Origin of the sequence: Rhizobium sp. TAL182, from assembly GCF_002117725.1 — a bacterium.
Taxonomy (GTDB): domain Bacteria; phylum Pseudomonadota; class Alphaproteobacteria; order Rhizobiales; family Rhizobiaceae; genus Rhizobium; species Rhizobium esperanzae.
The window spans coordinates 1,521,820-1,533,298 of sequence record NZ_CP021024.1 but is presented as its reverse complement, the minus strand read 5'-3'; the positions used below and the strand labels follow the sequence as shown (position 1 = coordinate 1,533,298).

The 11,479-nt window shown below is 61.1% G+C and carries 18 protein-coding genes; 11 read left to right on the top strand and 7 right to left on the bottom strand.

The features are described 5' to 3' along the window. Window positions 1-41: 41 nt before the first annotated feature. The 3 genes from Tal182_RS07740 to Tal182_RS07730 are packed head-to-tail and all read right to left on the bottom strand — an operon-like array spanning window position 42 to window position 1,360. Window positions 42-653: an ATP-dependent Clp protease proteolytic subunit gene (locus Tal182_RS07740; protein ID WP_085859067.1), complete on the bottom strand. Its 612-nt coding sequence runs from the start codon at window positions 651-653 to the stop codon at window positions 42-44. A 45-nt stretch (window positions 654-698) separates the two neighbouring features. Next, window positions 699-1,049, bottom strand: coding sequence for an SRPBCC domain-containing protein (locus Tal182_RS07735; protein ID WP_064801559.1), 351 nt, complete (start codon window positions 1,047-1,049; stop codon window positions 699-701). Further along, window positions 1,046-1,360, bottom strand: coding sequence for a metalloregulator ArsR/SmtB family transcription factor (locus Tal182_RS07730; protein WP_085860882.1), 315 nt, complete (start codon window positions 1,358-1,360; stop codon window positions 1,046-1,048). The genes Tal182_RS07735 and Tal182_RS07730 overlap by 4 nt, the downstream gene beginning before the upstream one ends. Before the next feature lie 287 nt (window positions 1,361-1,647). Here Tal182_RS07730 and Tal182_RS07725 point away from each other — a divergent pair, with 287 nt between their 5' ends. The 3 genes from Tal182_RS07725 to Tal182_RS32170 all read left to right on the top strand — a co-directional run bounded on the left by Tal182_RS07725 (window position 1,648) and on the right by Tal182_RS32170 (window position 3,676). Next, entirely contained in the window at window positions 1,648-2,346 is a 699-nt protein-coding gene (locus tag Tal182_RS07725) for a phosphatidylserine decarboxylase (RefSeq protein WP_020920887.1), read from the top strand. 56 nt (window positions 2,347-2,402) lie between these two features. Beyond that, window positions 2,403-3,248 (top strand): CDP-diacylglycerol--serine O-phosphatidyltransferase, encoded by an 846-nt coding sequence (pssA, locus tag Tal182_RS07720; protein WP_064801555.1) that lies wholly within the window; start codon window positions 2,403-2,405, stop codon window positions 3,246-3,248. 281 nt (window positions 3,249-3,529) lie between these two features. Next, window positions 3,530-3,676 carry a hypothetical protein gene (locus tag Tal182_RS32170; protein ID WP_164517774.1) on the top strand — a complete coding sequence of 49 codons (147 nt, stop codon included), beginning with the start codon at window positions 3,530-3,532 and terminating at the stop codon, window positions 3,674-3,676. A gap of 138 nt (window positions 3,677-3,814) precedes the next feature. Here Tal182_RS32170 and Tal182_RS07715 read toward each other — a convergent pair whose 3' ends face one another. After that, complete coding sequence (locus tag Tal182_RS07715) at window positions 3,815-4,579, bottom strand: SOS response-associated peptidase (RefSeq protein WP_085859065.1); 765 nt, start codon at window positions 4,577-4,579, stop codon at window positions 3,815-3,817. Window positions 4,580-4,643: 64 nt separating this feature from the next. Continuing rightward, a complete protein-coding gene (locus tag Tal182_RS07710) occupies window positions 4,644-4,964 on the bottom strand; it encodes a YnfA family protein (protein WP_085859063.1) in 321 nt (106 codons plus the stop codon). Between the two features lie 179 nt (window positions 4,965-5,143). Here Tal182_RS07710 and Tal182_RS07705 point away from each other — a divergent pair, with 179 nt between their 5' ends. From Tal182_RS07705 to Tal182_RS07670, 8 genes are all read left to right on the top strand, one after another. Continuing rightward, window positions 5,144-5,560, top strand: coding sequence for an NUDIX domain-containing protein (locus Tal182_RS07705; protein ID WP_085859061.1), 417 nt, complete (start codon window positions 5,144-5,146; stop codon window positions 5,558-5,560). 58 nt (window positions 5,561-5,618) lie between these two features. Continuing rightward, complete coding sequence (locus Tal182_RS07700; protein WP_064810014.1) at window positions 5,619-6,035, top strand: TIGR02301 family protein; 417 nt, start codon at window positions 5,619-5,621, stop codon at window positions 6,033-6,035. A gap of 103 nt (window positions 6,036-6,138) precedes the next feature. Then, the gene (locus Tal182_RS07695; RefSeq protein WP_020920882.1) at window positions 6,139-6,396 is read left to right on the top strand and encodes a hypothetical protein; all 258 of its coding nucleotides are present in this window, start codon (window positions 6,139-6,141) and stop codon (window positions 6,394-6,396) included. A gap of 18 nt (window positions 6,397-6,414) precedes the next feature. Further along, entirely contained in the window at window positions 6,415-7,170 is a 756-nt protein-coding gene (locus tag Tal182_RS07690) for a hypothetical protein (protein ID WP_064801546.1), read from the top strand. A 97-nt stretch (window positions 7,171-7,267) separates the two neighbouring features. Next, window positions 7,268-8,113: a folate-binding protein YgfZ gene (locus tag Tal182_RS07685; protein WP_085859059.1), complete on the top strand. Its 846-nt coding sequence runs from the start codon at window positions 7,268-7,270 to the stop codon at window positions 8,111-8,113. Between the two features lie 29 nt (window positions 8,114-8,142). Further along, window positions 8,143-8,715: an HD family hydrolase gene (locus tag Tal182_RS07680; protein WP_085860881.1), complete on the top strand. Its 573-nt coding sequence runs from the start codon at window positions 8,143-8,145 to the stop codon at window positions 8,713-8,715. After that, on the top strand, window positions 8,712-9,242 hold the full coding sequence (locus tag Tal182_RS07675) for a tyrosine phosphatase family protein (RefSeq protein WP_085859057.1): 531 nt from the start codon (window positions 8,712-8,714) through the stop codon (window positions 9,240-9,242). Before Tal182_RS07680 ends, Tal182_RS07675 begins: the two co-directional genes overlap by 4 nt. A 58-nt stretch (window positions 9,243-9,300) precedes the next feature. Continuing rightward, entirely contained in the window at window positions 9,301-10,182 is an 882-nt protein-coding gene (locus Tal182_RS07670) for a mechanosensitive ion channel domain-containing protein (RefSeq protein ID WP_085859055.1), read from the top strand. 29 nt (window positions 10,183-10,211) lie between these two features. Here the strand turns inward: Tal182_RS07670 and Tal182_RS07665 are convergent, their stop codons facing one another. Together Tal182_RS07665 and Tal182_RS07660 are read right to left on the bottom strand one after the other, a co-directional pair. After that, window positions 10,212-10,727: a superoxide dismutase family protein gene (locus tag Tal182_RS07665; RefSeq protein WP_085859053.1), complete on the bottom strand. Its 516-nt coding sequence runs from the start codon at window positions 10,725-10,727 to the stop codon at window positions 10,212-10,214. Between the two features lie 124 nt (window positions 10,728-10,851). After that, the gene (locus Tal182_RS07660; RefSeq protein WP_085777601.1) at window positions 10,852-11,193 is read right to left on the bottom strand and encodes a hypothetical protein; all 342 of its coding nucleotides are present in this window, start codon (window positions 11,191-11,193) and stop codon (window positions 10,852-10,854) included. Window positions 11,194-11,479 lie beyond the last annotated feature (286 nt).

Sequence of the window (11,479 nt, the reverse complement as noted above, 5' to 3'; positions counted from 1 at the left end):
GTTGGAACGATCTTCAGCAATCGGGTTTTTTGCGGCAAGGCTTATAAGCTGCTCGTGTCTTCCCGAACTTTCAGAATACGGTCTATAAGACCCCATTCAAGCGCTTCCTCCGCCGTCATGAAGCGGTCGCGATCCATCCCGCGCTCAAAGTCTTCGTAGGAACGTCCGCAATGGTCCGCGTAGAGCCGCGTCATGCGTTGCTTGGTCTTTAGAATTTCCTCGGCATGAATCAGCATGTCGGAAGCCTGCCCTTGAAAGCCGCCGGAGGGCTGATGAATGAGGATACTGGCATTGGGCAATGCGGCTCTTTCGCCAGATTCACCTGCCATCAGCAGAAACGACCCCATTGAACGGGCCGTCCCCATGCAAAGTGTATGAACCGGCGCACGGATGAAGCGCATGGTGTCGTACATGGCCAGGCCGCTGGTCACGGCGCCGCCCGGCGAATTGATATAGAGGTTGATGGGCTTTTTGGGGTTTTCCGCTTCCAAAAACAGCAGTTGCGCACAGACGAGGGCCGAAACGGTATCGTTCACCTCGCCATTGAGGAAGATAATCCGCTCGCGCAGAAGCCGGGAATAGATATCGAAGGATCGCTCCCCCCGGCTGGACTGTTCGACCACCATAGGGACGAGTTGCATCGCTTCGCGCATCGGCGACCTCCAGACTTTCAGAATTTAAGGGGAAGGCTCGCCGTGTCAGGCGGCGAGCATGAGGGGCGGGCTGTTGCTGTTCGCCGGCGCTCTTGCCATTCTTGCGTCCGTCAGTTCGTGGACGATCCGAAGGCAGGTGCCGCCAGTGGCATTCGGGGTGATCGTGAACGTCACGGTGCTTTCAAGGAAAGGCGGGTTATCGTCACGCAGCTTGTAGCGAACTTCCTGGCCGGGGGTGACGGTGATCGCATCGGGATCAGACAATGCTTCCTTCGGCAACCACCTTTCCCGAAGTTCCGGAATGGTGACGGCACGCCAGACCTTTTGCGGCGGATCGCCCAAGTCAAACTCCAACTCGACGCCGCTATCCTGCTCCTTGGTCTTCCCTTCGTTCATTGATCCATGTCCTTCAGCAAGACTTTGAGTGCTGCGATTCGCTCCGGCCAGTAGGCCCGGTATATTGCGAGCCACTGGGCGATGAGAGCCAACCCTTCGGAGTCGACTTCGTAATTCACGAAACGCCCCTGTCGTTCTTCCCTCACGAGCTTTGCACTGCGCAGAACTGCGAGGTGTTGCGACATCGCCGGCTGGCTAATCTCCATGCCCTCGCGCAAGGCACTAGCGTTCATCCTCCCAGACGCCAGCTTCTCAAAGATCGCACGGCGGGTCGGGTCTGCCAAAGCGCGGAAAAAGTCATTCTCGATCATGCGGACACATAAGCACATACTTATGCGATTCGCAAGCTGTTTCGAGGCAGCTTTCTGTTGCTGCGGAAATCCTAGACGATGTCCGCATCGGGCCGAAGGCGATCAAAAGCTACAAAGTGCGATCATAAAACCTTAGCGATTCCACATTTACGCTAGCGGCTGGGTAGCGTTACCGGCTTTTGTTGTTCAGAACCACGACAGCGGAACCAGGGCCAGGGTCGCAGCATTGCTCAGGAGCTGGTTTTTCGCTAACCAGCAAAAACCGAAAAGCAAGGAGACCGGCAGCCATGAGCCTGTTCAACACGGTTCGCAACACGATCGTGCCCGTGCACAAGGAGGGTTATCCCTTCGTCGCCGCCTTCTTCGTCGCATCGCTGGTGCTGGGCTGGATCTTCAAGCCGCTCTTCTGGATCGGCATGATCTTCACGCTCTGGTGCGCCTATTTCTTCCGTGATCCCGAGCGGGTGACCCCGCAGGACGACGATCTCGTGATCTCTCCCGCCGACGGCAAGGTCTCGGCGATCCAGATGGTGACCCCGCCGGCAGAGCTCGACCTCGGCTCCGAGCCGATGCTGCGCATCTCCGTCTTCATGAACGTCTTCAACTGCCATGTGAACCGGGCGCCGATGCGCGGGCGCATCGTCAGCATCAACTACCGCTCCGGTAGCTTCGTCAACGCCGAACTCGACAAGGCAAGCGAGGACAACGAGCGCAACGGACTGGTGATCGAAACGCGGCACGGCCAGATCGGCGTCGTACAGATTGCCGGCCTCGTGGCGCGGCGTATCCTTTGCTGGGCAAACACCAACGAGCCGCTGGACGCCGGCGAACGCTTCGGGCTGATCCGCTTCGGCTCGCGGCTCGACGTGTTCCTGCCCGCCGGTGCGGCGCCCCGCGTCTCGCTCGGCCAGACGGCGATTGCGGGGGAAACGGTCATCGCCGAATTCGCCTCGGCCAAGGGTCCGGTCATCAGCCGCCGCAGCTAAGGCGCGGAACCTCCGAGCCCTTGCCGGAATTGCTCTAGGAACGATTGGAACGCGACATGGAAACACCCTTTCCGCCTTTCGAACCAAACGGGCCGGATGATTCCGCCCGCGGCCCACGCCTGCGCGAGATTCCGTTCCGCCTCGTCTTTCCGAACCTCATCACCATTCTGGCGATCTGCGCCGGGCTGACCGGCATCCGGCTCGCTTTCGAGAACCGTTACGAGCTCGCCGTCGCGATGGTGCTGCTCGCCGCCTTCCTCGATGGCATCGACGGGCGCGTAGCGCGGCTGATGAAGGCGACTTCGAAGTTCGGCGCGCAGATGGATTCGCTTGCCGATATCGTCAATTTCGGCGTCGCGCCCGCGCTCGTCGTCTACGTTTTTGCCCTCGATCAGGCTCGTTCGCTCGGCTGGATCGCCGCCTTGATCTATGCGATCGCCGCCGGGCTTCGCCTTGCCCGCTTCAACGTCATGGCCGAGCGCGAAAACAAGGCGAGCTGGCAATCGGAGTATTTCGTCGGAGTGCCAGCGCCGGCCGGCGCCATGCTGGTGCTGCTGCCGGTCTATCTCGGCTTCCTCGGTCTGGCGACGGACCGCACCTTCGCCTATCTCTCTTCGGTCTATACGGTCGCCATCGCCTTCCTGCTGATCAGCCGGCTGCCGGTCTGGTCGGGCAAATCGGAAGGCAACCGCTTGCGGCGCGATCTGGTGCTGCCGATGATGCTCGGCGTCGTGCTCTATGTGGCTCTGCTGATGAGCTACACCTGGGAGGTGATGGTCTTTACCGTTGCCGCCTATCTCGTCTCCCTTCCCTTCGGCGCACGCAGATGGCGGCGCAAATATGGGACGCTGACGATCGAGGAACCCGGCGTCGGCGACGACGATATTGGCCGGCACATCTGACCTCCGCGCGCTCCCGGATTCTCCCGGGCCACGGAATTGCTTCTCTCCCTGTTGTCACCTCCCGAATATATGCCCACGCGTTTTCCCGGGGAAAACCGCTTTGCGTTTTTTTTGGAACCGCTCCCTTCAGTAAGTATTAACCAACGTAGGCTTCAGTTAAGCCTCGCGAATTATGGTGGGCGTTCACAAATCCTGATAAGCGACGCCGCCGTTTTGTCGCTATTTCCGACGAAAAGCAAAAATACAAAATACCCAGGGAAGCAACACGCAAGGAGAGTATCGTGACTTCGAAGAAGAGCAGTACCGGCGAACAACAGGCGGCCAAGCCAGACCTCGCCGCCAACTATCGCCCGGTCGGCTTGAAGGCCGTTGCCGCGGCATCGCTGATGGCAAAGAACAAGCCGGACAGTGTCAAGAAATCCGCTTGAAGCGCCGAGCTTCGAACAGTAGCCATCCGGTTTCCGGCATGCCGTCATCCCGAGACTGCGGCATGGCTCTCGTGACATGCCTTCAGCATCGCAGCTGAGCCGAACAGGCGGCCGTGCCGGAAGCGGCCGATCCCGTTTTTAGAAAAAGCTGAGCTGGCCGTGATCCGGCTTTTGTTTCGCAGGCGCCTCGAGCGGTCTTTCGATGACGACCGGCTCCTGCAGGTCCGGTCCCATATTGGCAACCTTGTTGACCTTGTCGGAAATCGGTATGGCCTCGAAGAAAGCACCCTGAGCAGGCTGCATCAGGTCGACCACCTCGCGTGGTTCCTGCGTCTTGCAATCGAGCCAGCGCGAGAAGTCCTCCGGCTTTATGACGACAGGCATGCGATCGTGGATCGCGGAGATGCCCGCATTGGCTGACGTCGTCAGGATCGCACCGGTATCGACCTCCGAACCGTCGGCCGAGGACCATGTCTCCATCAGTCCGGCGAAGGCGACGACCCCGTCCTGGCGCGGCCTGATCCAATAGGCTTGCGGCTTGCCGCCGCTCTCCTTTGACGGGCGATGCCATTCGTAAAAACCTGAGGCCGGAATCAGCACACGGCGATGACGCATCGCCGCCCGAAACGAAGCCTTGCCGATCGCCGTCTCGGCGCGTGCATTGATCAGCAGCGGGAAATCCTTCGGGTCCTTGACCCAGCCCGGCGTGAAGCCCCAGCGCACGAGCACGGCGCGCCGGTCGGGCAGGTTGCTGCCCCGCTCCCTGCCCTCGCCTGCGATGACGACGAGGATCGGCTGCGTCGGGGCGATGTTGTAGCGCGCCGGGAAATCGTCGAGATCGAGACCGGAGAAGAAGTTGCGCAGGTCGGCGCTGGAACTTGTCAGGGCGAAACGTCCACACATCGGCCTGTCTTTGCACCCGGTCCGAGTCCGGTCAAGGCGCACTGCATGCTTTGCGTGACGTGATTCAGGCTCGCGGCGCAAAGAGGATGACGCTCGCCCCGGCAAGGCAGATCAGTCCGCCGCCGATATCATAACGATCGGGCACACGGCCTTCGATCAGCCACAGCCAGAACAGCGAGGCAAGAATGTAGATGCCGCCATAGGCTGCGAAGGTTCGACCGGCGGCCTCGCTCGGCACCAGCGTCAGAAGCCAGGCGAAAAGCGCGAGCGAGATCATGCCCGGCGCCAGCCACCAGATGGGCTTTTCAAGCTTCAGCCACACCCAGAAGGCGAAACAGCCGACGATCTCGAAAACGGCGGCAAAGGCGTAAATGAGATAGCTCACGCAAAGCCCTTTCGAATATTTTGACTCCTTGTTGCACAGATGTCGTTATCTCGGGAGCCGCTGCGCGGATTTTGGGACTTGTCTCGGGAGCTATCCCACACGAAAATCGGGCAGGCCCGCTGCCGCGGCCCGCAATCATCAGCCCGTCGGATCGAATAGCCGTCACAGCAAGAGCAGCCATGACCTCCACCGCCAAAGCCGCCTCCTCCGCCATTCTCGAACGCGACGGGCGATTCCTTCTGGTGTTGCGGCGCAACCCGCCCTCTGCCGACATGTATGCCTTTCCCGGCGGCCGCGCCGAACCGGGCGAAACGCCGGAGCAGACGGCGCTGCGGGAGTTCCGCGAGGAAACCGGCATCTCGGCGCATAATCCGCGGCTGTTTTCGACCTATGACCTGAAGACGCATGGTCCGGATGGCAGCATCAGGAGCCATTTCTTCCTGTCGGTCTTTTGCGTCGACGCCGACCGGGAAATGGTGGCAGAAGCCGCCGACGATGCGGCGGCGCTCGGCTGGTATACGGTGGAGGAGATCCGGCGGCTGCCTGTGCCGCAAAGCGTGCTCGAATGCGCGGAACGGCTGGCGGGCGGTGAATAGAAGTGGAAACGTTCAGGCGCGCCTTGTTGCCGTCACGCTCAAAGTATCAACTGGCAGCATGATTCCCGTTCGACGCGTTGTCCTGTCCCTGCTCGTGCTTGCCGGCCCCGCCATGGCTCAGGGCAAGAATACGGCGTCTGTGCAGGAGGAGATTGCGCCGCCGGTCGCGACCGTGCCCTATGACGACAAGCTGGCGCGGCTCGCCGAAGTGCTGGGTTCGGTGCATTATCTGAGAACGCTTTGCAAAGCGCCGGGCGGGGATGAGTGGCGGGAAGGCATGAAGCAGCTGCTCGATTCGGAGACAGGCAACGAGCCGCAACGCAAGGAAAAGCTCACCGCCGCCTTCAATCGCGGCTACCGGGCCTTCGCTTCCGTCTATACGGATTGCACCCCGGCGGCCATCGTGGCAGAAGAGCGCTACCGTAACGAAGGTGCAACACTCGCCACAGAAATTACCTCGCGCTTTGGAAATTGACGTTTAATTAACCTGTTTTCGCATGCGGACGTGTCGTTTTGGGAAAAGGCTGCTAGTGTTATTAACGGTGCAGTAAGACATGAGAAGTTCTGAGGAAAAGACAATGGAAGCAAGCCTCAACGACATCGACGACATGATCGTCCACGAAAAGATGCAGGCGGCTCTGGAGTACCAGAACGAGGCTTGGGCCGACGGCATGGCCGATGGAATCGAGCCGGAGATCATCGCTGATGCCGCCATCGCGCATGCCCTGCGCGAAACCATCCGATTGCACGGGGAAAACAGCGCCGAAGCTCTGCTCGATTCGCTGCGCGACCGTATGCTTGCCGGCGAATTCTCCGCCAACCGCACCCTGCAATAACTATTATCAGAGAGTTCGATGCGCATCGGTAAAGAGAAAGTTTCGCGAATTCGGCTCGCGCCGGTGCTGCTTGCGCTGAGCTTTGCCGCCGGCAACGTCCTCCTCGCGCCCTCGGCCTACGCACTTTCCGAACTCCACAAAATCCCCGGCCAGGCTCCCAGCGATGCGCCGCCGGCACAGGGGAGTGCTGAGGGGCAGAACCAGACTCAGGGCACCACTCCCGGCGTTCCCATGGCCGAACCGCTGGTCAACAGCCAGAACAATCAGGGCGTCGACAAAACGCCGGGCGCCCAGGACGCATCCAAGCCGGTCGAGGTGATTTACGACATCAACAAGGCGCCCGAGCCGGTTCGCAAAATGCGCCAACAGATCGTCGAGGCCGCTGCCTCCGGCGATCTCGAACGGTTGCGGCCGCTGGTGGGCACCGGCAAAGACCAGACGCAGGTGACGGTGGGTGAAGCGACCGACGACCCGATCGGCACGCTGAAAGACATCTCCGGCGATCCCGACGGAGATGAAATTCTCGCCATCATGCTCGATATCGTTTCGACCGGTTTCGTCCATGTCGGCCAGGGCACATCAGACGACATGTATGTCTGGCCCTATTTCGCCGAGAAGGATCTGAAGTCGCTGACGCCGCCGGAGCGAGTCGAGTTGCTGCGCATCGTGACCGCCGGCGACCTTTCCGACATGCAGGAATTCGGTGGCTATAATTTCTACCGCCTCGGCATTACGCCGGACGGCAAGTGGAAGTTCTTCACGGCGGGCGACTGACGCCGCCTCGCATGCGTCTTCCGTATGTCGCATGGCGCTTGCGATCCACTTCACGAAGTCATACCTCTGAGCGACGACCAACGCGACAGGTTCCGCCATGCCAGCCGTATTCCTGAAAGACCGCTCCCTGCTCTCCGTCGGCGGTGCGGACGCCCAATCCTTCCTGCAGAACCTGATCACCACCGATATCGTCTCGCTGGCGCCCGACGAGGCACGCCCGGGAGCCCTGCTGACGCCGCAGGGCAAGATCCTGTTCGACTTCATGGTCTCGCAGGACGGCGACGGCTACCTGATCGAAACGGATGCCGACCAGAACGACGGGCTGCTGAAGCGCCTGACGATGTACAGGCTGCGGGCCGCCATTACACTTACGCCCCTTGCTGAGAATGGCATTACCGTTTGCTGGGGCGAGGATGCCGATCGCATCGGGGGTGCCCGAGACAGCCGCTTCGCCAAGGCGGGTGTCCTGCTCAGCCGCCGGGCAGGAAGGCATGGCGATGACGCGCCCGCGCTCTACGAGGCGCTGCGCATCCGCCACGGTATTGTCACCTCCGGATTGGACTTCGCCTTGCAGGATGCCTTCCCGCATGACGTGCTGATGGATCTGAACGACGGCCTCTCCTTCAAGAAAGGCTGCTATGTCGGCCAGGAGGTCGTCTCGCGCATGCAGCACCGCGGCACCGCGCGCCGGCGCGTCGTCACCGTGTCCGCCGCAACGGCCTTGCCTCAAGCGGGCACAGAGATCACCGCCGCGGGCAAGCCTGTGGGGACACTCGGTTCGGTCGAAGGCGGCAGCGGGCTTGCGATCGTGCGAATCGACCGCGCCGGTGCTGCGATGGCGGAAGGCACGCCGCTGCTGGCCGGCCAAACGCCGGTTTCTCTCGCCCTGCCGCAATGGTCCGGCCTTGTCTTCCCCACCAGCGCCGACGAGGCCAGCGCGTGACGGCCAAAGCTCCGCGTGCCTGGCAACGCATGCTGTCGGGGCGCAGGCTCGACCTGCTCGACCCCTCCCCGCTCGATGTCGAACTCGCCGATATCGCCCATGGTCTCGCGCGCGTGGCACGCTGGAACGGTCAGACATCAGGCGATCATGCCTTTTCGGTGGCGCAGCACAGCCTCGTCGTCGAAGATATTTTCCGCCGCTCCAACAATGCGCGGCCGGAGGAATGTCTGATGGCGCTGCTCCATGACGCGCCCGAATATGTGATCGGCGACATGATCTCGCCGTTCAAATCCGTGGTCGGCGGCGGCTATAAGGCGGTGGAAATGCGGCTGGAGGCCGCCGTGCACCTGCGCTTCGGCCTGCCGCCTCATCCATCGCGCGATCTCAAGGACCGTATCAAGAGGGCCGACACGATCGCGGCCTATTTCGAGGCGACGGTACTTGCCGGCTTCACGCCGGCCGAGGCGCAGAAATTCTTCGGCCAGCCGCGCGGCATCAGCAAGGAGATGTTGCTGATCGAACCCTTGCCGGCGCTTGAAGCACAGCGGTTGTTCTGTCAACGCTTTGCGGCGATTGAAGCCGAGCGTGGGATAGTATCGTGAGCTTCATCGTCGTCTCGCCGCTGTCACGCATCGCCGAAATGGCGGTGCGCCACAAGGCGCGCGACATGATCAGCCTGATCGCCAAAGAACAGAGCTTTCATCGGCCGGGTGTGATCGCGCCCGATCGTCACCTGACGCTTTCGATAAACGACATCACCTTTAAGGGCACGGGCGGTCTGGTGGCGCCTGACGAAACCCATGTGCAGGCGATCATCGAGTTCGCTGCATCGTGGCGACAGGAGACACCGCTGCTCATCCATTGCTGGATGGGCGTGTCGCGATCGCCGGCCGCCGCACTCATCGCAGCGCTATCGATCGCGCCGGATCAGGACGAGGGAGGGCTTGCCCGTCGGTTGCGCGCCGCCTCGCCTTTCGCGACGCCGAACGCCCGGCTGATCGAGATCGGCGACACATTGCTTGGCCGCGGCGGCCGGCTGGCTGCGGCCGTAAAGGCAATCGGGCGCGGCGCCGATGCCGACGGCAATGCGCCCTTCCTGCTTGGGCTCCGCGACGACGCCTGCGGTTGACGCTGCTGCCGCCTGCTCCATTTTGGCCTCGACCCCGCAATAGCCACAGGGCCTGATCATGGAACAGCAAGCAGCCGATGTCCTCCTCGCCACCCGCACGGCACTCAGCCAGGCAAGCGCGCTTGCAGTCCAATATTCCTTCTCCGTCCTCGGGGCGTTGATCCTGCTCGTCATCGCCTGGACGTTGGCCGGCTTTGTCAGCCGCTGGGCCTTTGAGGGCCTGTCGCGCATCCATGGCATCGACGAGACACTGGCGCGCTTCTTCACCAATGTGGTGCGTTATGCGCTGCTGATTCTGGTGTTCATCACCGTGCTCGGCCAATTCGGCGTCCAGACCGCATCGATCATCGCCGCCCTCGGCGCAGCCGGCCTGGCGATCGGGCTGGCGCTGCAAGGGACACTGCAGAATATCGCGGCCGGCATCATGCTCCTGATCCTCAGGCCGTTCCGGGTCGGCGAATATATCGAAACCAGCAGCGTCGCCGGCACGGTGCGCGAGGTCGGATTGTTTGCGACAGAACTCAGAACCGGCGACGGGCTCTATCGCCTGGCGCCAAATTCAACGCTGTGGAACACGCCGATCACCAACTTCAGCCGTGAACCTACGCGGCAGAACGACCTGAAAATCAGCATTTCTCGTGAGGATGACCTCGATCTGGCGATGGAGACGTTGATGGGCATTGCCAAAGGCAACCCAAGGGTGCTGCAGTCACCGGCACCCAGCGTTTTCATCGACACCCTGGGTGACAGCACGATATCGCTAACGCTGCGCTACTGGGCAAAGACCGGTGACTGGTGGCAGGTCAGCCGCGACATGGTGAAGCGAGTAAAACTTGCCTTCGACGAAAAGGGCGATCCGGCCGCTGTGCGGGACGGTGGAAATTCCGCCCTGGGAGAAAGGTCCAACGGGACCGCGAGGGAAAAGCCGACACGGCAGTGAAACATTGCAGCGCGGGGGCCATCGTCGACCTATTGGACCACTCCGCAGGCAAGTCTTTCCCCGGCGTCACCGGAAGGCTGGCTGCGATAATCATCCGAATTGGCGTGCACCATCAATGCGCGGCCGCGAATGCCATCTTTCTTGCCGTCGAGCGTGACCATGCCATCGAAGATCTGGGCTCTGAGCACGCCGTCCTGGCCGACATACTGGTTGGGCATGTCGCCGGCATGCGGCCCCTTGGCGGCGAGGATGCCGTGCTCGGCCGAGCCCGGGTTGAAATGGCCGCCTGCCGACTCGTAATGGGCCGCCGCGTCGCAGCGGCCGGTTTCATGAACATGAAAGGCCACCCATTTATTCGCCGGCAGCCCCGATATCTCCACTTCGATCAGGACGCCGCCATTAGCGGCAGCCGTCAATTGCGCCCGACCGTTTTCCTTACCGTCCTTGCCGACGAAATTGGCGACTGCCGTCTGCTTATCCTGGGCGCTTGCCGGCAAGGCAAGGGCGGACAGGCTCAGGGCGGCGATGATGCGCATGGCTTTCATGGAGATCTCCTTCCGTCCGGTTGTCCTTCTGAACGTCTCAGTCCGAAAGCTGTTCCTCTGGGGAGCATCCAAAGAGAAAAGCCGGCCAAAGGGCCGGCTTCAGATCACGTGAATGATGATATCGTCAGGCGACGGCGTCGAAATCGAACTGGCCGTAGGTGTTGCGATAGAGATCGTCGGATTGGCTGCCGGTCGCAGACGCGCTCTGCTGCAGCGGATAGGGCACGGCGATGCTGCTTGTCGTGCCGCTATCGTGGGTATCCATCATCAGCGCAATCAGGCTGCCGGAAAATTTGGGCTGAGTCTCGCTGCCCATGTCTTCCTCCAGGAGTTCCTTGATGATGCCTGGCTTCTCATCGGCGGCACGCTCGCCGCGGCTCAATACGCCGTCGCCGTTTAGATCAAGCCGCGAAAGCGTCGCAAGATACGCATATGAAGTGTCTGAAACGGATGTGGTGCGGGTCATACAAACCTCCATTCACCGCCTTTTACCGGTGGTGTTTGTACGCAATACGAGGTGGGAAATCACTGTTGACTCGGTGGTTAAACTGATTTGCGCAGTGCGTCAATAAGTTGTTAACTTCTCATTAACAATGGTTGACAGAAATTAACGGAGCGTGCTCGGACCGGGTTTCCGCCGCTGCCCGCCTTGGTATTTCAGTAATTTTCAATATAGAAAGCAACCTGTCTGACGACGTGCAACTCTGCTGCACTGCAACCGAATATTAATCCGCCCGCTTCAAAATAGTCAT